At 72.9% G+C, this 21352-nt stretch carries 20 protein-coding genes; 12 read left to right on the forward strand and 8 right to left on the reverse strand.

The genetic code is table 11. The features are described 5' to 3' along the window. Positions 1-20: 20 nt before the first annotated feature. The 7 genes from IG88_RS0130015 to IG88_RS0130045 all read right to left on the reverse strand — a co-directional run bounded on the left by IG88_RS0130015 (position 21) and on the right by IG88_RS0130045 (position 7584). Positions 21-1238, reverse strand: a complete 1218-nt coding sequence (locus IG88_RS0130015) for a TerD family protein (RefSeq protein WP_031047985.1) — start codon at positions 1236-1238, stop codon at positions 21-23. 202 nt (positions 1239-1440) lie between these two features. After that, positions 1441-2430 (reverse strand): zinc-dependent alcohol dehydrogenase family protein, encoded by a 990-nt coding sequence (locus IG88_RS0130020; protein ID WP_031047988.1) that lies wholly within the window; start codon positions 2428-2430, stop codon positions 1441-1443. Continuing rightward, entirely contained in the window at positions 2427-3302 is an 876-nt protein-coding gene (locus IG88_RS0130025) for a carbohydrate ABC transporter permease (protein WP_031047990.1), read from the reverse strand. Before IG88_RS0130025 ends, IG88_RS0130020 begins: the two co-directional genes overlap by 4 nt. Beyond that, the gene (locus tag IG88_RS0130030) at positions 3299-4243 is read right to left on the reverse strand and encodes a carbohydrate ABC transporter permease (protein WP_031047992.1); all 945 of its coding nucleotides are present in this window, start codon (positions 4241-4243) and stop codon (positions 3299-3301) included. The genes IG88_RS0130025 and IG88_RS0130030 overlap by 4 nt, the downstream gene beginning before the upstream one ends. After that, positions 4240-5610 carry an ABC transporter substrate-binding protein gene (locus IG88_RS0130035; protein WP_031047994.1) on the reverse strand — a complete coding sequence of 457 codons (1371 nt, stop codon included), beginning with the start codon at positions 5608-5610 and terminating at the stop codon, positions 4240-4242. Before IG88_RS0130035 ends, IG88_RS0130030 begins: the two co-directional genes overlap by 4 nt. 121 nt (positions 5611-5731) lie before the next feature. Continuing rightward, entirely contained in the window at positions 5732-6502 is a 771-nt protein-coding gene (locus IG88_RS0130040; RefSeq protein WP_031047996.1) for a DeoR/GlpR family DNA-binding transcription regulator, read from the reverse strand. Positions 6503-6774: 272 nt separating this feature from the next. Then, positions 6775-7584: an NAD-dependent epimerase/dehydratase family protein gene (locus tag IG88_RS0130045; RefSeq protein ID WP_031047998.1), complete on the reverse strand. Its 810-nt coding sequence runs from the start codon at positions 7582-7584 to the stop codon at positions 6775-6777. Between the two features lie 242 nt (positions 7585-7826). Between IG88_RS0130045 and IG88_RS0130050 the strand changes: the two genes are divergently transcribed. From IG88_RS0130050 to IG88_RS0130060, 3 genes are read left to right on the forward strand one after another with little or no spacing between them, the layout of a single operon-like run. Next, positions 7827-8777: a 5-dehydro-4-deoxyglucarate dehydratase gene (locus tag IG88_RS0130050; RefSeq protein WP_031048000.1), complete on the forward strand. Its 951-nt coding sequence runs from the start codon at positions 7827-7829 to the stop codon at positions 8775-8777. Continuing rightward, positions 8774-9946, forward strand: a complete 1173-nt coding sequence (locus IG88_RS0130055; RefSeq protein ID WP_031048002.1) for a hypothetical protein — start codon at positions 8774-8776, stop codon at positions 9944-9946. The genes IG88_RS0130050 and IG88_RS0130055 overlap by 4 nt, the downstream gene beginning before the upstream one ends. Positions 9947-9955: 9 nt before the next feature. After that, positions 9956-10354, forward strand: coding sequence for a VOC family protein (locus IG88_RS0130060; protein ID WP_031048003.1), 399 nt, complete (start codon positions 9956-9958; stop codon positions 10352-10354). Here IG88_RS0130060 and IG88_RS0130065 read toward each other — a convergent pair. Then, positions 10343-11590, reverse strand: coding sequence for an MFS transporter (locus IG88_RS0130065; RefSeq protein ID WP_031048006.1), 1248 nt, complete (start codon positions 11588-11590; stop codon positions 10343-10345). The two genes, IG88_RS0130060 and IG88_RS0130065, sit on opposite strands and share 12 nt — an antisense overlap. A gap of 143 nt (positions 11591-11733) precedes the next feature. On the opposite strand from IG88_RS0130065, the gene IG88_RS0130070 reads away from it, so the two are divergent. The 9 genes from IG88_RS0130070 (at position 11734) to IG88_RS0130110 (ending at position 21297) form a co-directional block, all read left to right on the forward strand. Then, positions 11734-12333 carry a TIGR03086 family metal-binding protein gene (locus tag IG88_RS0130070; protein ID WP_031048009.1) on the forward strand — a complete coding sequence of 200 codons (600 nt, stop codon included), beginning with the start codon at positions 11734-11736 and terminating at the stop codon, positions 12331-12333. A 169-nt stretch (positions 12334-12502) separates the two neighbouring features. Continuing rightward, positions 12503-13171, forward strand: a complete 669-nt coding sequence (locus tag IG88_RS0130075) for a GntR family transcriptional regulator (RefSeq protein ID WP_031048012.1) — start codon at positions 12503-12505, stop codon at positions 13169-13171. Then, complete coding sequence (locus tag IG88_RS0130080) at positions 13168-14076, forward strand: dihydrodipicolinate synthase family protein (RefSeq protein WP_031048014.1); 909 nt, start codon at positions 13168-13170, stop codon at positions 14074-14076. Before IG88_RS0130075 ends, IG88_RS0130080 begins: the two co-directional genes overlap by 4 nt. Continuing rightward, positions 14073-15803, forward strand: a complete 1731-nt coding sequence (araD, locus tag IG88_RS0130085) for an L-arabinonate dehydratase (protein ID WP_031048016.1) — start codon at positions 14073-14075, stop codon at positions 15801-15803. The genes IG88_RS0130080 and araD overlap by 4 nt, the downstream gene beginning before the upstream one ends. A gap of 107 nt (positions 15804-15910) precedes the next feature. Beyond that, entirely contained in the window at positions 15911-16846 is a 936-nt protein-coding gene (locus IG88_RS0130090; protein WP_031048018.1) for a carbohydrate ABC transporter permease, read from the forward strand. Further along, entirely contained in the window at positions 16843-17742 is a 900-nt protein-coding gene (locus tag IG88_RS0130095) for a carbohydrate ABC transporter permease (RefSeq protein WP_031048020.1), read from the forward strand. The genes IG88_RS0130090 and IG88_RS0130095 overlap by 4 nt, the downstream gene beginning before the upstream one ends. After that, a complete protein-coding gene (locus IG88_RS0130100) occupies positions 17739-18899 on the forward strand; it encodes a Gfo/Idh/MocA family protein (protein WP_031048023.1) in 1161 nt (386 codons plus the stop codon). Before IG88_RS0130095 ends, IG88_RS0130100 begins: the two co-directional genes overlap by 4 nt. Then, positions 18896-19741 carry a PmoA family protein gene (locus IG88_RS0130105; protein WP_031048026.1) on the forward strand — a complete coding sequence of 282 codons (846 nt, stop codon included), beginning with the start codon at positions 18896-18898 and terminating at the stop codon, positions 19739-19741. Before IG88_RS0130100 ends, IG88_RS0130105 begins: the two co-directional genes overlap by 4 nt. Then, positions 19738-21297, forward strand: coding sequence for a glycoside hydrolase 43 family protein (locus IG88_RS0130110; RefSeq protein ID WP_031048030.1), 1560 nt, complete (start codon positions 19738-19740; stop codon positions 21295-21297). The genes IG88_RS0130105 and IG88_RS0130110 overlap by 4 nt, the downstream gene beginning before the upstream one ends. The last annotated feature ends 55 nt before the right edge of the window (positions 21298-21352 follow it).

The raw sequence follows: 21352 nt of genomic DNA on the forward strand, positions 1-21352 counted from the left end.
CCGGACGCCCCCTCGGTCGTCTACAGCGCCTGGGCCGCCGGCTTCACCATGCCGCGGACCGTGCGGGACTTGACGAAGTCGCCCACGGCGGTCATCTCCCACTCGCCGGAGTACTGGCGGATCAGCTTCGCCATCATCACGCCGGTCTGCGGCTCGGCGCTGGTGAGGTCGAAGCGGACCAGCTCCTCGCCCGTGGCGGCGTCGAGGAGGCGGCAGTAGGCCTTGGCGACCTCGGTGAACTTCTGGCCCGAGAACGAGTTCACCGTGAAGACCAGGCCGGAGACCTCCTGCGGGAGCCGGCCGAGGTCGACCACGATCACCTCGTCGTCACCGCCGCCCTCACCGGTCAGGTTGTCGCCGGAGTGCTTGATCGCGCCGTTCAGGATCGAGAGCTTGCCGAAGTAGCAGCTGTCGATGTGGTTGCGCTGCGGGCCGTAGGCGATGACGGACGCGTCCAGGTCGATGTCCTTGCCGCGGAACGCGGGCTCCCAGCCGAGGCCCATCTTGACCTGGGAGAGCATCGGCCGGCCGCCCTTGACGAGGGACACCGTCTGGTTCTTCTGGAGGCTGACCCGGCCCTTGTCGAGGTTGATCTTGCCGCTGCCCGGGGCGGGGGCCGGCGGCGCGGCGGGGGGCGCGGGCGGCGCGGCGGGCATCGTGGGAGCAGCGGCGGGCGGGGGCGGGGGCGTGGCCGCGCGGGACCGCTGCGGGGCCGCCGGCTGGGCCGGGGGAGCGGCGGGCGCGGGCTCCTCCACCGTGACGCCGAAGTCGGTGGCGATGCCGGCCAGGCCGTTGGCGTAGCCCTGGCCGACCGCGCGGGCCTTCCAGGCGCCGTTGCGCCGGTAGACCTCGACGATCACCAGGGCGGTCTCGGTGCCGAGCTGCGGGGGCGTGAAGGTGGCGAGGACGGAGCCGTCGTCCGCGTTGCGGACGGTGGCGGTCGGCTCGATGCCCTGGAACGTCTGGCCGGCGGCGTCCGGGCTGGCGGTGACGACGATCTTCTCGATGCCCGGCGGTACGGCGGCGGTGTCGACCGTGATCGCGTCCGGGGCGGTGCCGCCGCCGGAGCGGTAGGTCACGCCCTGGCCGGTGGGCTGGTTGTAGAAGATGAAGTCGTCGTCGGAGCGCACCTTGCCGTCGGCGGTGAGCAGCAGGCCCGATACGTCGAGCCGCACGGGCGCGGCGACGTCCACCGTCACGCGGGCGGCGGAGAGGGGGATGTTCGAGCCGGGGGTCATAGCTGTCATGCCGGGTGAACGAGCGAGGGCGTTTTACCGTTCCCTTACCCGGGGGCCAATCGGGTAGGGGGCGGCTGGGGGCGGCGTCCTCAAGGTTTTCGCCCCCGCCGCCCCTTCCCTTCCCGTCCCCGGGAGCCGCGCCCCCGGACCACCGCTTCGGCCCCGGACGGCCTCGTCCTCAAGCGCCGGACGGGCCCGTTCGCTACGGCACGACCACGATCTTGCGGCCCACGCCCGCCGCGAACTGCTCCAGGGCCTGCGGGTAGCGGGCCAGTTCGATCCGGTCGCTGATGAAGACGTCCGGGTCCAGGACGCCGTTCGCGAACAGCTCCGCCGCGCGCTCGTAGCTGTGCAGGACCGCCATCGAGCCGGTGATGGTGATCTCCTGGTTGTAGATGCGGTACGGGTCGATCTGGACGCGCGTGGCGTAGTCGGCGACGCCGAACTGGAGGAACGTCCCGGCCTTGGCGACCCGGTCCAGGCCGTCCTGGATCGCCGCCGCGTTGCCCGTGGCGTCGATGACCAGGTCCCAGCCCTGGGGCCGGTCCAGTTCGTCCGGGGTCGCCGCCGACGCCGAGACGCCGAGGCCGCGCGCCGTCTCCAGGCGGGCCGGGTTGACGTCCACCATGTCGACGCTGGCGGCGCCGGTGCGCTTGGCCAGCTCCAGCATCATCAGGCCCATCGTGCCGGAGCCGTAGATCAGCACGTGGGCGCCGAGGCGGGACTGGAGGACGTCGTAGCCGCGGACGGCGCAGGAGAGCGGCTCGATCAGGGCCGCGTCCTGGGTGCGGACGTGCTCGGGGAGCTTCACGCAGTTCGCGACCGGCGCCACCGCGTACTGGGCCGCGCCGCCCGCCGTCGTGACGCCGATGGCCGCCCAGCGCTCGCAGAGGTTGTTGTGGCCCGTGCGGCAGTAGCGGCACTCGTAGCAGTACAGGGAGGGGTCGACCGCGACCTGGTCGCCGACGGCCACCTCGGTGACCTGGGCGCCGACGCCGACCACCTCGCCGGCGAACTCGTGGCCCGGCACGATCGGCAGCTTGGGCGCGAACTCGCCCTGGAGGATGTGCAGGTCGGTGCCGCACAGGCCGCAGGCGGCGACCTCCACGACGACCTCGCGCGGGCCCGGGGTCGGGTCGGGGACCTCGGTGACGACGGCGCGGCCCACGGACTCGATGACGGCGGCCTTCATTTCACGGCTCCCAACGACAGGCCCTGGACCAGTTTGTCCTGGGCGGCGAACCCCGCGGCGAGCACCGGCAGGGAGATGACGAGCGACGCGGCGCACACCTTGGCCAGGAACAGGCCCTGGCTGGTGATGAAGCCGGTCAGGAAGACGGGGGCGGTCTCGGCGACCACGCCCGTCAGCACCCGGGCGAAGAGCAGTTCGTTCCAACTGAAGATGAAGCAGATGAGCGACGTGGCGGCGATGCCCGGGAGGGCGATGGGGGCCACGACCCGGACCAGGACGGTGGGGAGTTTCGCGCCGTCCACGCGGGCCGCCTCGATGATGGCGACCGGGACCTCGGCGAGGAAGGACTGCATCATCCAGACGGCGATCGGCAGGTTCATCGACGTGTAGAGGATGACCAGCAGCCAGATGTTGTCCAGCATGTCGGTGTTCTTGGCGAACAGGTAGATCGGCAGCAGGCCCGCCACCACCGGCAGCATCTTGGTGGACAGGAAGAAGAACAGGACGTCCGTCCACTTCTTCACCGGGCGGATGGACAGGGCGTAGGCGGCGGGCAGGGCCAGGACCAGGACGAAGAGGGTCGAGGCGATCGACGCCACCGCCGAGTTGGCGAGGGCGGGCCAGGGGCTGGCGCCGCCGCCCGCGCCGAAGAACTCGCGGTAGCCGTCCAGCGTCAGCGAGGCCGCGAAGGACGGCGGGTTGGTGGCGGCGTCCGACTCCGAGTGGAAGGAGGTCAGCGCCATCCAGGCGATGGGCAGGAAGAAGACGATGCCGGCCAGCCAGGCCACCAGGCCGAGGCCGGCGCCGGACCTGCGGCGGGTGCGGGCGGGCTTGGTGTCGGTGACGACGGGGCGTACGGCGGTGGCGGTCATGCGCGGCCGACCTCCTCGCGGAACAGGGACGACACCACGCGCAGCGCGAAGGTGGCGATGACGATCGAGCCGATGACGACCAGGACGCCCGCGGCCGAGGCGAGGCCGTTCTCGTGGGCCTGGTAGAAGCTCTGGTAGACGGTGTAGGGCAGGTTGGCGGTGCCCAGGCCGCCGGACGTGAGCGTGAAGACCGCGTCGAAGTTCTGGACGATGTAGATCGAGCCGAGCAGGGCGCCGAGTTCCAGGTAGCGGCGCAGGTGGGGCAGGGTGAGGTGGACGAAGATCTGCCAGTCGCCCGCGCCGTCCACCCGGGCGGCCTCGATCTGCTGCTGGTCCCGGCTCTGCAGGCCCGCCAGCAGGATGAGCATCATGAACGGGGTCCACTGCCACACCAGGGCGGCCTCGACCGCGAGCAGCGGGGTGTTGGAGATCCAGTCCGGCTGCGGTCCCCCGACGTAGTGCAACAGGCCGTTGAGCAGGCCGTATTCGGGGTTGTAGAGGACGTGCTTCCACAGCAGGGCGGCGGCCACCGGGACCACCAGGAACGGGGCGATCAGGAGGGTGCGGACCACGCCGCGGCCCTTGAACCTCCGGTCGAGGAGCAGGGCGAGGGCCAGTCCGAGGACCAGGCTGGCCAGGACGACCGCGACGGTCAGCAGGATCGTCGTCCACACCGACTTGCGCAGGGCCGCGTCGCCGAGGACGTCGCCGTAGTTGGCGAAGCCGGCGAAGCTGCGGGCGTCGGGGTAGAGGGCGTTCCAGTCGAAGAAGGAGATCACCAGGGTCGCCACGAAGGGCAGTTGGGTGACCACGATCATGAAGATCAGGGCGGGCAGGAGCGGGGCGCGGGTGGCCCAGGCGCGCAGCCGGCCGGACGGCGGGCGGACGGCGGGGCGGGTGTGGTCGGTGGCGGCCGAGGGGGCCGTGGTCGTGGCGGTCATCGTCCCTCGTACTCCTCGGAGATCTGCTCGGCGAGCTGCTGGGACTTCTTCAGGGCCTCCTCGACGGACTGGCGTCCGGCGATGGCCGCGCTGATCTCCTGCGAGACCTTGGTGCCGAGGTCGGTGAACTCGGGGATGCCGACGAACTGGATGCCGGGCGCGGGCCGCGGCTGCACGCCCGGGTCCTTGGGCTTCGCGCCCTCGATGGCCTTCCTGGTCATCTCCTGGAAGGCGGCGGCCTCCTTGACGTAGTCCGGGTTCTCGTACGTCGAGGCGCGCTTGCCGGCCGGGACGTTGGACCAGCCGATCCGGTCGCCGACCAGTTGCTCGTACTCCTTGCCCGACGCCCAGGAGACGAACTGCCACGCCTTGTCGGAGTTGCGGGAGGCCTTCTGGATGCCCCAGGCCCAGGTGTAGAGCCAGCCCGAGGAGTCCGTCTTCTCCACGGGGGCGGGCGCGTAGCCGACCTTGCCCTTGACCGGGGAGCCGGCGGCGTCCAGGGAACCGGCCGCGGAGGTGGCGTCGTACCACATGGCGACCTTGCCCTGGGTCATGTTGTTCAGGCACTCGGCGAAGCCGGACTGGGCGGCGCCGGACTCGCCGTGCTCGCGCACGAGGTCGACGTAGAACTTGGTGGCCTTCTCCCACTCGGGGGAGTCGAGCCGGGCCTGCCAGTCCTGGTCGAACCAGGTGCCGCCGAAGGTGTTCACGACCGTCGTCAGCGGAGCCATCAGCTCGCCCCAGCCGGGCAGTCCGCGCAGGCAGATGCCCTTCATGCCGGGCTCGGCCCCGTCGAGCTTCTCGGCGAAGCCGGCCACCTGGGACCAGGTGGGGTGCTCGGGCATGGTCAGGCCGGCCTTGGCGAACAGGTCCTTGCGGTACATCAGGAAGGACGACTCGCCGTAGAAGGGCTGCCCGTAGAGCTTGCCGTCGTCGCCGGTCAGGGACTCGCGCATGGGGCCGAGGACGTCGTCCTCGTCGTACCCCGGGTCCTCGGCGACGTAGGAGTCCATCTCGTGCAGCCAGTCGTTGCGGGCGTAGATCGGTATCTCGTAGTTGGAGAGGGTCGCCACGTCGTACTGGCCGGCCTGGTTGGCGAAGTCCTGGCTGATCTTGTCGCGGACGTCGTTCTCGGGCAGGACGGTGAAGTTCACCTTGATGCCGGTGTCCTTGGTGAAGTGGGCCGCGGTGAGCTTCTGCAACTCGACCATCTGCGGGTTGTTCACCATGAGGACGTTGATGGCGTTGCCGCCGGATCCGGCGCCGCCCGCCCCGACCCAGCAGCCGGAGAGCAGCGGGGCGAGCAGCGTCCCTGCGGCGGCCATGGCGAGCGTGGCTCGCGGCCTCCGTCGGCTCTGGGTTCGCATGGATCGCTCCTGAACGTATGGGGAGGTATGGGGAGGTATGGGGATGTGTGGGGAGGTGTGAGGAGTTAACGGGTGGTGACAGGTGTGGGTGTGCTGTGCGGGGACCGGTGGGGGTTTGGGCTCAGACGCGGATGACCTGGGGCCCGAGCAGGGAGTAGCGGTGGGCCTCGGCCGAGGGCAGCAGCGTGCTGGTGACGACGGCCTCCAGGGCGCCGACCTCCGCGAACCGGCAGAAGCTGACCGCCCCGAACTTGGTGTGCGCGCCGACGAACACCGTGCGGCGGGCGGCCCGTACGGCCTGCGCCTTGACCTCGCTGACCGCCGGGTCGGGGGTGGTGAGACCGTGCTCTCGGGAGATGCCGTTGGCGCCGATGTAGGCCAGGTCGACGACGAAACCGGCCAGCATCTTCGTCGTCCAGTGGTCGACGGTGGCCAGGGTGCCCGAGCGGACCCGGCCGCCGAGCAGCAGGACGGAGGTGTCGCCCGCCTCGGCCAGCGCGCCGGCCACCGGCAGGGAGGCGGTGACCACGGTCAGCGGCCGGTCGCGGGGCAGGGCCTCGGCGATGAGCTGGGGGGTGAAGCCCTCGTCGATGAAGACCGTCTCCGCGTCGCCGAGCAGTTCGGCGGCGGCGGACGCGATCCGGCGTTTCTCGGGCACGTGACTGGTGGCGCGGACGGCGAGCGTGGTCTCGAACCCGGCGCTCTCCACCGGGTAGGCGCCGCCGTGGGTGCGGCGGACCAGGCCGTGGTCCTCCAGGGTGCGCAGGTCCCGTCGTACGGTCTCCTTGGCGACGCCCAGTTCGGCGGCGAGCGCGGTGACGTCGACCGAGCCGGTGGCGCGGGCGACCCGCACGATCTCGTGCCGGCGTTCTTCCGCCGTCCTCGTGCCCATGCCGAACACCTGCCTCACCGCCTCGTCGCCGTGTGGTTGCCCGTTCGGGCCCGTGCGGCCCTTGGGGGAAGTTCTACAGGCGTCATGCGGCGCTGACCAGGTCTGTTGCGGACCCGATACTGCCCGGGTGTGCCCGTTTGCGGTGCCGGGTGCCCGTCTCGGACCTGGGGCGCAGCGCGGAGCGGGGTGAGAACGGGCAGTGCGGATGCCCGCATGCGGAGGCGGACGGGCCCGCTCGGTGCCCGTCCGCCTCTGCCGGGGTCGTCTTCCGGTCAGTACGGCCAGATCGGGGGGTCGGTCACGAAGGGGCCGCCCAGGCACGCGTGCGCGGGGTTGTCCGGGTCGAGGTCGCCCTGCTCGGCGAGAAGCTTCTCGGCGTACGGCTCGGAGTCGTCCTGCGGTTCGTAACCGAGCGCCTGCGCGGAGGTCAGGTCCCACCACAGGCGGGTGTTGGCGGAGGAGCCGTGGACGACGGTGTGGCCCACGTTCTCGGCGGTCAGGGCCGCGTGGAAGAGGCGGGCGCCGTCGGCGGGGCTCATCCACACCGAGAGCATGCGCACGCTGGTCGGCTCCGGGAAGCAGGAGCCGATGCGCACGGAGACGGTCTCGATGCCGTGCTTGTCCCAGTAGAGCTGGGCCAGGTCCTCGCCGAAGCACTTGGACAGGCCGTAGAAGGTGTCCGGGCGGCGCGGCGTGTCGGTGGGGATGAGGGGGTCGTCGCCCTGCGGGCGCGGGGTGTAGCCGACGGCGTGGTTGGAGGAGGCGAAGACGATGCGGCCGACGCCCTCCTCGCGGGCGGCCTCGTACAGGTTGTAGGTGCCCTCGATGTTGGCCGCGAGGATCTTCTCGAAGGGGGCTTCCAGGGAGATGCCCGCGAGGTGGATGATCGCGTCGACGCCCCGGACCGCCTCGCGCAGCGCGTCCCGGTCGGCGAGGTCGGCGACGATCGCGTCCGGCTCGCCCTCGACCGGGCGCAGGTCGAGCAGGCGCAGTTCGTGACCGTGGTGGGGGAGCAGTTCCCGCATCAGGGTGCCGAGACCGCCGGCGGCGCCGGTGAGCAGGACGGTGCGGGAAGCGGGCATCCTCGGGACTCCTAGGTCGGTCTGCTGCGGCGCGGGCGGGCGCAAGGGCCGACGTGTGCCCGTGTGTGCCCGGCGTTCATATGCGTGGACACGCTAAGGAACGGGTGGTCACGCGTCAAGAGGGCGCCTGCTTGACGGTCTTCGGAGAGCGGCTTAGCGTGGTCGCGTTCAGAAATATAGACGAAGGTCATGAGTGTGACGATGCTCGTGACTCGGCCACGCACCTGGAATGGGGAGCGCCCGTGACCTCAGCCCCTCTCGCCGCCCGGCTCACCGTGCCCAGCGGCCCGTTGTTCTTCCCCGTCACGGCGTACGCCCCCGACGGCGGACTCGGTCTCGACGCCTTCCGCACCCACGTGCGCCGCGGGATCGAGGCCGGGGCCGCCGCCGTGTTCGCCTGCTGCGGCACCGGCGAGTTCCACGCCCTGACGCCCGAGGAGTTCGCGGCCACGGTCCGCGCCGCCGTCGAGGAGAGCGCGGGCCGGGTCCCCGTCCTCGCGGGCGCGGGCTACGGCACCGCCCTCGCGGTGCGCTACGCCCGCCTCGCCGAGGAGGCCGGGGCGGACGGACTGCTCGCCATGCCGCCCTACCTGGTCCACGCCGGGCAGGAGGGGCTGGTGCGGCACTACCGCGAGGTGGCCGCCGCGACCGGGCTGCCCGTGATCGTCTACCAGCGCGACAACGCCGTGTTCACCCCCCGGAGCGTGGTCGAACTGGCCCGCACGGACGGCGTCGTCGGCCTCAAGGACGGGCTCGGCGACCTCGACCTGATGCAGCGCATCGTCAGCGCGGTGCGCACGGAGCTGCCCGGCGAGGAGTTCCTGTACTTCAACGGACTCCCGACCGCCGAACAGACCCAGCTCTCCTACCGCGCGCTGGGTGTCCCCCTCTACTCCTCCGCGGTGTTCTGCTTCGCCCCCGAGATCGCCGTCGCCTTCCACCGGGCCCTGCGCGAGGGCGACGACACCACCGTGCACCGCCTGCTGGACGGCTTCTACCGGCCGTTCGTCGAACTGCGCGCCCAGGGCCGCGGATACGCCGTCGCCCTGGTCAAGGCGGGCGTACGGCTGCGCGGCCTGGACGTGGGGGAGGTGCGCACCCCGTTGCAGGAGCCGGCCGAGGAGCACGTGAAGCAGCTCGCGCGGATCATCGAGCGCGGCCAGGACCTGCTCGCGGAAGGAGCCGGCCGGTGAGGGCGTCGGCGTTCGTCTACCCCTGGGACGTCAACGGCGACCCGCAGGCCCCCGCGCGGATCGCGGACCTCGGCGTGGCGCAGGCGACCCTCGCCGCCGCCTACCACTCCACCCGCGCCCTCACCCCGCGCCACCCGCGCCACCGCGTCGTCACCGCCGAGTACGCCGCCGTCCTCTACCCGCCGGACCCCGCCCGCTGGGAGGGCCGCGCGCCGCGCCCCCACGCCTCCGGCGACTGGGCGCCCGGCGACGCGTACGGCGAGGCCGCCGCCGCCCTCGCGGACGCGGGCCTGGAGGTGCACACCTGGGTCGTCCTCGCCCACAACTCCCGCCTGGGCGCCGAGCACCCGGACACCTCCGTCGTCAACGCCTACGGCGACCGCTACCCCTGGGCCCCCTGCATCGCGCAGCCCGCCACGCGCGCGTACCTGACCGGCCTGGCCGCCGAGGCGGCGGTACGACCGGGGGCGCGCGGCACGGAGCTGGAGTCCCTCGGCTGGTACGGCCTCGCCCACCTGCACGCCCACGACAAGACCGGCGGGGTGCCCCTCGGGGACGCCGGGCAGTACCTGATGTCGCTGTGCTTCTGCCCGGACTGCCGGGCGGGATACGGCACCCAGGGCCTCGACGCCGACGAACTGGCCGCCGCCGTACGCACCGCGCTGGAGCCGGTGTGGCGGGGCGCGGCCCCCTCGGACGGGGGCTGGGCGGGCGTCGGGAAGCTCCTCGGCGGGGCGAGGGCGAACGCCACCCGCGCGTGGCGGGACGACCGGGCCCGCACCCTCCAGGAGGCGGCGGTCGCCGCGGTCCGCGCCGCGGCCCCCGACGGGTTCCAGGTCCTGCTGCACGCCGACCCGGTCTCCCACCACTGCGGCGCCAACGCCGGCGTCGACCCCGCGCACATCCTCTCCGTCGCGGACGGCGTCGTCGTGCCCTGCACGGGCGGCGCGGGCCTGCTGATGCCCTTCGCCGAGCAGGGCCGGGCCGGGACCGTCCTCGCCGCCAACCTCACCGTGGTCTCCGGCATGGGCGGCAGCCCCGGCACCCTCGCGGCCGACGCGGCCCGCGCGCGGGAGCTGGGGGCGACGGAACTGCGGCTGTATCACACGGGGTTGGCGTCGGACGGGGATCTGGAGGCGGTGCGGGCGGGGCTCGCGGCCCTCGCGTAGGGTGCGGGCATGTCCACGGAACTCGCCCAGGTACGCCTCCTCGTGACGGACTTCCCCGGCTGCTACCGCTACTACCGGGACGTCCTGGGACTGAAGCCGCAGTTCGAGGCGGAGGACGGTCCCTACGCCAAGTTCACCCCCGACGGCGGCACCGCGGGGATCGCGTTGCAGGACCGCGCACAGATGGCCCAGGTCCTGGGCGGACTCGCCGACGAACCCGCCGGCCACCGGTCCCTCGTCGTCCTGCGCGTCGACGACGTGGACCGTTACTGCGAACAGATCACCGCGCGGGGGACCGAGCTCGTCCACGGCCCGGCCCCCATGACGGACCGCATGCGCGTCGCCCACCTGCGGGACCCCGAGGGGAACCTCGTCGAACTCCAGGAGTGGCTGGCCCTACGCGGGTGACGGCGTCCGCCGTCCGCCCGGCCGCCGCGCGGACGCCAGCGCCAGCGCCGTCGCCAGGAGGACCGCGCCCACGGCCGGGAGCAGCAGCCACAGGTCGGCCGTCTCCACCAGGGCCGCGCCCGCGGCCAGGCCGAGGACGTTCGGCGCGAAGACCAGGGTGCCGGCCGTCGCCGAGACCCGGCCGAGCAGCGGCCCGGGCGTCTCGCGCTGCACGGACGTCAGGGCGGCGATCAGGACCGTCGGCAGGCCCAGGCCGACCGCCACGCTCGACGCCCAGACCACCGTGTCGGACGGGACCGCGCGCACCGCCACCGCCACCGCGAACAGCGCGATCCCGGCCGCCCCGAACCGCCGCGCGCCCAGACGGCGCAGGGCGGGCCCGGACAGGACCCCGACCGCCACCGAACCGGCCCCCTGGACGGCGTACAGCACACCGGCGTAGGCGGGGGAGCGGCCCAGGGCGTCCACGACGGCGTACAGCGTGGCGCCGCCGACGCCCGCGCACAGCATGGTCACCCCGCCCGCGAGGACCAGCGGGCGCAGCCCCGGGTGCCCCCACAGGTACCGGGCGCCCTCGGCCGTCTGCCGCCGCCAGTTCGCCGCGGGCCGCTGTGGCGGCGCCTCCCGCACGCGCAGGGCCGCGTACAGGCCCGCGGCCAGCACGAACGTCACCGCGTCCAGCGCCGCCACGCTCGCGCCGCCGTACGCCGCGCAGAGTCCCGCACCGGCGAGCGGCGCCACGAGCTTCATGCCCTCGTTGGCGGTCGTGCGCAGCCCGTTGAAGTCGCCGAGCAGGCCCGGGTCGACGGCGGCGGCCACGAGTGCCGACTCGGCCGCGTCCTGGACCACGCCCGCGACGCCGTACAGGAACAGCACCGCGAACAGCAGCCACAGGGCGCCCGGCGAGTCGACCGCGAAGAGGGTGAGCAGGAGGCCGGCCGGCAGCAGGTTCGCGGCGATCAGCAGGGGCTTGCGCCGGACCCGGTCCGCGACCGTGCCGAGCGCGGGTCCGGCCAGCGTCGGCGCCCAGAGCGCGAGCAGGCACAGGGCCGCCAGGCCGTCCGAGCCGGTGAGGTCCTTCACCCACACGCCCGCCGCCAGGCCCAGCGCCGAGCTGCCGAAACCGGACACCACCACCCCGGTGAGATACAGGCCGGCGTTGCGGTCGCGCAGGACGCGGGCCAGGGGCCAGGGGGTCCGCTGCGTCGCACCGGTGTCCGGCGTTCTTGTCGTCATGCCAGGTCATCGTGGGACTGAGGCACCCCGGCCCGCATCGGGCAGATGCCCTACGCGCGGGCCCGGGCACCGATGAGTTTCGCGGCCGGGACCGGTCAGCCTCCCGACAGGACGGCCATGGCCACGTGCCCGAGGAGCGACCGATGACCCACGAAACCACCACCCTCGACCTGGGGCCGCAGACCCAGGTCCTCGCCCGCCTCGCCGACGGGGTGCGCGACGAGCGGCTCGCCGACCCGACGCCGTGCCCCGGCCTCGCGGTGCGCAACCTGCTCGGCCACCTGACCGGCCTCGCGGTCGCCTTCCGCGACGCCGCGCGCAAGGACCTGGGGCCCACCACGGACACCAGCCCGGAGGCGTCCGTGCCGGACATCGGGCCGGGCTGGCGCGAGGAACTCGCCGCCGCGCTCGGGGAACTCGCCCGGGCGTGGCGCGAGCCCGGCGCCTGGACCGGCGAGACCCGGGCCGGCGGCATCGACCTGCCCGGCGCGGTCGCGGGCGCCGTCGTCGCCGACGAACTGGTCGTCCACGGCTGGGACCTGGCCCGCGCGACCGGCCAGGAGTACGCGCCCGACCCGGCCGCGCTGCAGACGGCGTACGAGCTGCTCGCGGGGGCCGCCGAGGAGTCCGGCGGGGAGCGGGGCATGTTCGGACCGGTCGTCGCCGTGCCGGCCGACGCGCCGCTGCTGGAGCGTGCGGTCGGGCTGAGCGGGCGCGACCCGGGCTGGAGCCGCCCCGCGTAGCCGAGGCCGGCACCCGCCCGAACTTCCTTTGTCAGAAGCATTGACGCCGCCGCGCGCCCCTCTTACCTTCAACGCGTCGTACTCCGTACGTCATATATGAGACGCGATACGCGAGATCTGATGTCAGAGATCTGTCCGCGCATCCGACGCGAGATTCCGAGAGGCGCGCATGACCTCTGTGCCCACGCCGATCCCCTCCCGCACGCAGTACGTGCTGGAGGAGATCAAACGCCGCATCCTCACCGGCCGGCTGACGCCCGGCCAGGCCCTGGTCGAGACCGACCTCGCCGCACAGTTCGGGGTGTCCAAGACACCGGTGCGCGAGGCGCTCAAGACACTGGCCGGCACCGGACTGGTCGTGATGAGCCAGTACAAGGGCGTCACCGTGCGCATGGTGGATGCGGACATGGCGCGCGAGGTCTACGACGTCCGGCTCCTGCTGGAGCCCGAGGCGCTCAGGCGTGCCGTGCGCCGCGGCGCCTCCCTGGACGCCGCCCGGGACGCGCTGACGCGCGCCGACCAGGCGACGGACACCGCCGAACGGTCGCTGGCCAACCGCGAGTTCCACCGCGCGCTGTACGTGCCGTGCGGCAACCCGCTGCTCGGCCGGATGCTCGATGAGGTCCGCGACCAGGCGGCCCTCGTCTCCGCGGTCGCCTGGGCCTCGGACCCCTCCTGGCAACGGGAGGCCGGCGAGCACCAGGAGATCCTGCGCCTCGCCCTCGCCGGTGACGCGGACGGCGCGGCCCGCGCCCTCCACGCACACATCGCGTCGTTCGTCGAGCGGGCCTTCCCCGAGGCGGGGACCGCGGCCCAGGAAGAGGACGGTCAGGCATGACAGCGACGTTCGAGACCCAGCGGGCGGCCCTGGCCGACGTGGTGGCGATCCCGGTGACCCCGTTCGCCGAGGACGGCACCGTCGACCCCGCCACCTACCGGGCCCTGCTGCGTCGTCTCCTCGACGGTGGCGTCACGACCCTCACCCCCAACGGCAACACCGGCGAGTTCTACGCCCTCTCCCCGGCCGAGCGGCGCCTCGTCACCGAGCTGACGATCGAGGAGACCGGCGAGCGCGCCGACATCCTGGTCGGCGTCGGCCACGACGTGCCGACCGCCGTCGCCTCCGCCCGCCACGCCCGGGACCTCGGCGCCTCCATGGTGATGGTCCACCAGCCCGTCCACCCCTACGTCTCGCAGGGCGGCTGGGTCGACTACCACCGCGCCATCGCCGAGGCCGTGCCGGAACTGGGCGTCGTGCCCTACATCCGCAACGCCCAGCTCACCGGCGCCCGTCTCGCCGACCTCGCCGACGCCTGCCCCAACGTGATCGGCGTGAAGTACGCCGTCCCCGACGCCGCCAAGTTCGCCGCGTTCGCCCGCGACGCCGGTCTCGACCGCTTCGTCTGGGTCGCGGGCCTCGCCGAGCCGTACGCGCCCTCGTACTTCAGCGCGGGCGCCACCGGCTTCACCTCGGGCCTGGTGAACGTCGCCCCGGCCGTCTCGCTGAACATGATCGAAGCGCTTCGGTCCGGGGACTACCCGGCCGCCATGAAGGTGTGGGAGCAGATCCGCCGCTTCGAGGAACTGCGCGCCGCCAACGGCTCCGCCAACAACGTCACGGTGGTCAAGGAGGCCCTCGCCTCCCTCGGCCTGTGCCGCCGGGAGGTGCGTCCGCCGAGCAAGCCGCTGCCCGAGGGCGAGCGTGCCGAGGTGGCCGCCATCGCCGCGGGGTGGTCGATATGACCGGCAGGAAGTCCCCGGAGGAACTGCGCAGCCACCAGTGGTACGGCACCGACGGCCTGCGCTCCTTCAGCCACCGCGCCCGCACCCGCCAGCTCGGCTACCTGCCCGAGGAACACCTCGGCAAGCCCGTCATCGCGATCCTCAACACCTGGTCCGACATCAACCCCTGCCACGTCCACCTGCGCGACCGCGCCCAGGCGGTCAAGCGGGGAGTCTGGCAGGCGGGCGGCTTCCCGCTGGAGTTCCCGGTCTCCACGCTCAGCGAGACCTTCCAGAAGCCGACCCCGATGCTCTACCGCAACCTCCTCGCCATGGAGACCGAGGAACTGCTGCGCTCCTACCCGGTCGACGGCGCCGTCCTGATGGGCGGCTGCGACAAGTCCACGCCCGCCCTGCTCATGGGCGCCGCCAGCGTCGACCTGCCCGCCGTCTTCGTGCCCGCCGGGCCCATGCTCCCCGGGCACTGGCGCGGCGAGACCCTCGGCTCGGGCACCGACATGTGGAAGTACTGGGACGACAAGCGGGCCGGCCTCATCGGGGACTGCGAGATGCAGGAACTGGAGAGCGGGCTGGCGCGCTCCCCGGGCCACTGCATGACGATGGGCACCGCCTCCACGCTGACCGCCGCCGCCGAGGCCCTCGGTGTCACCGTCCCGGGCGCCTCCAGCATCCCGGCCGTCGACTCCGGGCACGACCGGATGGCCGCCGCGGCCGGACTGCGCGTCGTCGAACTGGTCCACCGGGACCGGAAGCTGAGCGACATCCTCACCGCCGACGCCTTCGAGGACGCCGTCACCACCGTGCTCGGCCTCGGCGGCTCCACCAACGCCGTGATCCACCTGATCGCCATGGCGGGCCGGGCCGGGGTCACCCTCACCCTGGACGACTTCGACCGCATCGCCCGCACCGTTCCCGTCCTGGCCAACGTCCGCCCCGGCGGACGGACGTACCTGATGGAGGACTTCCACTTCGCCGGCGGACTGCCCGGCTTCCTCTCCCGCATCACCGACCTGCTCCACCTGGACCGGCCCACCGTCTCCCACGACACCCTGCGGGAGCAGCTCGACGGCGCCCTCGTCCACCACGACGACGTCATCAGGCCCCGCGACAACCCGGTCGCCGGCGAGGGCGGGGTCGCCGTACTGCGCGGCAACCTCTGCCCCGACGGCGCGGTCATCAAGCACATCGCCGCCGAGCCGCACCTGCTCAAGCACACCGGTCCCGCCGTCGTCTTCGACGACTACAGGACCATGCAGCGCACCATCAACGACCCGGAGCTGGGCATCACCGCCGACAGCGTGCTGGTGCTGCGCAACGCCGGTCCCAAGGGCGGCCCGGGCATGCCGGAGTACGGCATGCTGCCCATCCCCGACCACCTGCTCAAGCAGGGCGTGCGGGACATGGTCCGGATCTCCGACGCCCGGATGAGCGGGACCAGTTACGGCGCCTGCGTGCTGCACGTGGCCCCCGAGTCGTACGTCGGCGGACCGCTCGCCCTCGTGCGCACCGGCGACTCCATCACCCTCGACGTCGAGGCGCGCACCCTGCGGCTCGACGTGGACGACGAGGAGCTGGAGCGCCGCCGGGCCGCATGGACCCCGCCGCCCGCCCGCTACGAACGGGGCTACGGCGCGCTCTACAACGAACAGATCACCCAGGCCGACACCGGCTGCGACTTCGAGTTCCTGGCCCGCCCGGGCACCGTGCGGGACCCCTACGCCGGCTGAGCCCGCCGACGGCGGGACCCGGCAGGCCCCTGCCCATGGAGAAAGCGCTTCCCACCGGCTCCGCGCACACCCCGCACGACATAGACGTACTAGAACGGAGAACTGTCATGGCCCAAGCCGCAGCCGTGGCGAAACCGCCCGCGCCACCGAGGCGGCGCCGTGCCTCGGCCACGCCGCGCAGGCTCCCCTACCTGCTGATCGGACCGGCCGCCCTGCTGATGCTGGGCTTCATCGCCTACCCGGTCATCAGCGTCTTCTACTACAGCCTGCAGGACTACAACCCCACCAAGCCGTGGCGGAACGGCTTCGCGGGCTTCGACAACTTCGTCAAGATCTTCACCGACGACGCCGTCTTCTGGGACACGCTGGTCTTCAGCGCCAAGTGGGTCTTCGTCGAGGTCGGACTGCAACTGCTGTTCGGCCTGGCGCTGGCGCTCATCGTCAACCAGACCTTCGTGGGCCGGGGCATCGGGCGGGCCCTGGTCTTCTCCCCCTGGGCGGTCTCCGGCGTCCTCACCTCCGCGATCTGGGTGCTGCTCTACAACTCCCAGACCGGCATCACCCGCTACCTCGCCGACATGGGCATCGGCTCGTACGGCACCAGTTGGCTCTCCGACACCTCCACCGTGTTCTCCGCGGCGGTGGTCGCCGACCTCTGGCGCGGCGTGCCCTTCTTCGCGATCCTCATCCTCGCCGACCTCCAGTCCGTCTCGAAGGACCTGTACGAGGCCGCCGAGGTCGACGGGGCCAGCCGCCTCAAGCAGTTCTGGCACATCACGCTGCCGCACCTGAAGGACGCCATCATCCTGTCCACACTGCTGCGCGCGGTGTGGGAGTTCAACAACGTCGACCTGCTCTACACCCTGACCGGCGGCGGACCCGCCGGCGAGACCACGACGTTGCCCCTGTACATCGCCAACACCAGCGTCGACGCCCACGACTTCGGCTACGCGTCGGCCCTCACCACGGTCGCGTTCGTGATCCTGCTCTTCTGCTCGATCGTCTACCTGCGGCTGAGCAAGTTCGGAGGCGAGAACAAGTGATCACCGAAGAGGCCCCCGCGGTCGCCCCCGCCCCCGCGCGGACCGACCACGAACCGCCGCGGCCGGCGAAGAAGCGCCGCCCCGCCTGGGACGAGGTGCCCCGCTGGCAGATCTACCTGCCGCTCGGGATCTACCTGGTCTTCACCCTGATCCCGTTCTACTGGATCCTGCTCTTCGCGGTGCGCCCGGCCGGCTCCAGCTCGCTCGTGCCCTGGCCGATGACCACCGACCACTTCGAGAAGGTGTGGACCGACCGCGGCTTCGGCACCTACTTCGAGAACAGCGTGTACGTCGGGCTCGCCACCCTGGTGATGACCACGCTCGTCGCCCTGGCCGGCGGCTACGCCCTCGCCCGGTTCGACTTCAGGATCAAGCGGGGCTTCATGCTCGCCCTGCTCTGCTCCCAGTTCGTGCCCGGCGCGCTGCTGCTGGTGCCGCTGTTCGAGATCTTCGCCGGGCTCCAGATGATCAACTCGCTGGGCAGCGTCATCATCGCCGAGACGGTCTTCCAACTGCCGCTGTCGATCATCCTGATCAGCAACTTCATCAAGAACGTGCCGTACTCCCTGGAGGAGGCCGCCTGGGTCGACGGCTGCGGACGCTTCCGGGCCTTCCGGATCGTCGTCCTGCCGCTGCTGCGGCCGGGGCTGATCGCGGTGGGTTCCTTCGCCTTCGTGCACTCCTGGAACCACTTCCTGTTCGCCCTGATGTTCCTCAACAACCAGCACAAGCAGACCATCCCGGTCGGCCTCAACTCCCTGATGAGCGCGGACAGCGTCGACCTCGGCGCGCTCGCCGCCGGCGGCATCGTCGCCGCCGTCCCCGTGGTGATCGTCTTCGCCTTCATCCAGAAGTGGCTGATCACCGGCTTCAGCGCGGGGGCGGTGAAGGGATGAGCGCGCCGCTGCCCGTCGTCCTCGCCGGCGCCCGCGGCCACGGCCGCTGGCACCTCGCCAACATCCGCCGCCTGGAGCGGGCCGGACTGGTCCGGCTGGCCGGCATCTGCGAACCGACCCCGCTGACGGAGGAGGAGGCCCAGGGAGAACTCCCCGAGCAGTCCGCCGACTTCGGCGCCCTGCTCGACTCCACCGGCGCCCGGATCGCCGTGATCTGCACACCGATCCCCACCCACACCGACCTCGCCCTGACCGCCGCCCGGCGGGGTGTGCACCTGCTCCTGGAGAAGCCCCCGGCGCCGTCGTACGCCGAGTTCCGGCGGATGGCCGACGGGGTCGCGGAAGCCGGGGTCGCCTGCCAGATCGGGTTCCAGTCACTGGGCTCGCACGCCGTGCCCGCCATCCGGGAACTGGTCGCCCGGGGTGCCATCGGCGAGGTCGTGGGCATCGGCGCGGCCGGCGCCTGGGTGCGCGACGAGGCATACTTCCGCCGGGCGCCCTGGTCCGGCAAGCGGCGGCTGAACGGCGCCGACGTGATCGACGGCGCCCTCACCAACCCGCTGGCGCACGCCGTCGCCACCGCCCTCGCGCTCGGCGGCACCGCCCGGGCCGAGGACGTCACCGGCATCGAGACCGAGCTGAGCCACGCCAACGACATCGAGGCCGACGACACCTCCTGCGTGCGGATCGGCACCGCGCGCGGGCACCGCGTCACCGTCGCCGCGACCCTGTGCGCCGAGCGGGCCGACGAGCCGTACGTCCTGGTGCACGGCTCCAGCGGCCGCGTCACCTTCTGGTACAAGCAGGACCGCGTCCTGCTCCAGCGCGGCGGCCACGGCCCCGAGGAGCTCCACCACGGCCGCACCGACCTGCTGGAGAACCTGGTCGACCACCTCACCACCGGCGCCCCGCTGCTGGTGCCGCCGGACGAGACGGGCGCCTTCATGCGGGTCGTCGAGGCGATCCGCCGGGCCCCCGACCCCGAGCCGCTGCCCGCCGCCGCCTGGCACCACGTCCCCGGCGAGGGCCGCCGCGTGGTCCCCGGCATCGGCGCGCTCGTGGCCGCCGCCGCCGACACCCTCTCCCTCTACTCCGAACTCGGCGCGCCCTGGGCCCCGCGCACCGAGCACCCGCGGCACGAGGTGAGCACCCGATGACCGGCAACGACTCCGCGGTGCTGCGCGTGGCGGGCCGCCCCGTGGCCCGCTACGTCACCCGGCCCGAGCTGCCCCGCCGGCTCTCCCCGCGCCCCTGCCTGCACCCCGTCACCACCCTGGCCGGCACCACGGTGACCGAGTTCAGCCCGGCCGACCACCTCCATCACCTCGGCGTCGGTGTCGCCGTTCCCGACGTCGAGGGCCACAACTTCTGGGGCGGGCGCACCTACGTCCGCGACCGCGGGCCGACCGAGCTGGACAACCACGGCGCCCAGCGGCACACCGCCTTCCAGCTCCGCGACCCCGACGGCTTCGTCGAGGAGCTGCGGTGGGTCGCCGCCGGCCGGGAGCTGCTGCGCGAGCGCCGCACCGTCGCGGCCGCCGAACTCACCGCCGGCGCCTGGGCGCTGGACTTCACCTTCTCCCTCACCAACACCACCCCGGACCCGCTCACGATCGGCAGCCCCGCCACCAACGGGCGCCCCGGCGCGGCCTACGGCGGCTTCTTCTGGCGCGCCCGCAAGGAGAGCGCGGCGCCCAGGGTCTTCACCGCCGACCGGGAGGGCGAGGGCGACGTGCACGGCGGCAGGGCGGACTGGCTCGCCCTGACCGGGGACACCTGGTCGCTGGTGTTCGCCGGTGCCACGGAGGCGACCCGGCGCGACCCGTGGTTCGTGCGCACCGAGGAGTACCCGGGGGTCGGTTCCTCACTGGCCCACGACGAGCGGGTGGCCGTCGCCCCGGGCGACACCCTGGTCCGCCGGATCGTCACCGTCGTCGCCGACGGCCGCCTCGACGCCGACGGCGCCGCCGCCCTGGTCCGCAAGGCGGTGAGCCCGTGACCGCCGGGGAGAGCGCGGGGACGTACACCAACCCCGTCCTGAACGCGGACTGGTCCGACCCGGACGTCGTCCGCGTCGGCGACGACTTCTACCTGACCGCCTCCAGCTTCGGCCGCGTCCCCGGCCTGCCCCTGCTGCACTCCCGCAACCTGGTCGACTGGACCCTGGTCGGACACGCCCTGGACCGCCTGGAGCCGGAGCACGAGTTCGCCGGGCCCCGGCACGACTGCGGCGTCTGGGCCCCGTCCCTGCGCCACCACGCGGGCCGCTTCTGGATCTTCTGGGGCGACCCGGACCAGGGCGTCTTCCAGGTCAACGCCCCCGGCATCCGGGGCCCGTGGACCGCTCCGCACCTGGTCAAGGCCGGCCGGGGCCTGATCGACCCCTGCCCCCTGTGGGACGAGGAGAGTGGCGAGGCGTACCTCGTGCACGCCTGGGCCCGCTCCCGCTCGGGCGTCAAGAACCGCCTCACCGGCCACCGCATGCGCCCCGACGGCACCGGACTCCTCGACGAGGGCACGGTGATCGTCGACGCCGACCGGCTCCCCGGCTGGTTCACCCTGGAGGGCCCCAAGCTCTACCGGCACGACGGCTGGTACTGGATCCTCGCCCCCGCCGGCTCCGTGGAGACCGGCTGGCAGGGCGCCTTCCGCTCCCGCGACTTCTTCGGCCCGTACGAGGAGAGGGTCGTCCTGGAGCAGAAGGACACCGGCGTCAACGGCCCCCACCAGGGCGGCTGGGTGCGCACGGCGTCCGGCGAGGACTGGTTCCTGCACTTCCAGCAGCGCGGCGCGTACGGCAGGGTGGTCCACCTCCAGCCGATGCGGTGGGGGCCGGACGGCTGGCCGGTCATCGGCGACGACGGCGCCCCGGTCGCCGGGCATCCGCGCCCCGCCCTGCCCCCGCAGCCGCCCGCCGCGCCCGCGACCGACGACGACTTCCCCGGCGGACGCTTCGGCCCCCAGTGGTCGTGGACGGCCAACCCCCGCGCCGGGTGGGCCACCGAGCACGCCGGGGACGGGCTGCGCCTGGCCTGCCTCCGCTCGGCCGACGCGCACGACCTGCGCCTGCTGCCGAGCGTCCTCACCCAGCGCTTCCCCGGCGAGCCCTCGGTGATCGAGGTCGACCTGCGCCTGGACAGCGACGAACCCGGGGCGCGGGCCGGGCTCGCGGTGCTCGGCGACGCCTACCGCTGGATCGGACTCCAGCGGGACACCGACGGGAGGGTGCACCTGGTGCACCGGTTCGCCGAGTCCGTGGCCGAGGCCGAGCGGGACGCCGACCGGCCCCGCCCGGCACCCGGAGGACGGGCCCGGCTGCGGATCGAGACGGTGCCCGGGGCACGCTGCCGCTTCTCCTACTCCCTCGGGGACCCCGGCCGCGGCGACGACGCCCCGGGCGACGGTCCGCACCCCGTCGGCATGGAGTTCGCCGCCACCCCCTGGCGCTGGGTCGGCGCACTGCTCGGCCTGTTCGCCCTCGCACCCGCCGGCCAGGGACACGCCGGCACCGCCTCCTTCACGCGGTTCCGGGTCGGGCCCCACCGCACCCACTGAACCCACCCACCCCCCCCACGTTGTCGTTCCACCGCTTTGTTGGATCCAGAAGAAG

This window comes from Streptomyces sp. NRRL F-5650, assembly GCF_000721365.1.
GTDB classification, from domain to species: Bacteria; Actinomycetota; Actinomycetes; order Streptomycetales; family Streptomycetaceae; genus Streptomyces; species Streptomyces ardesiacus.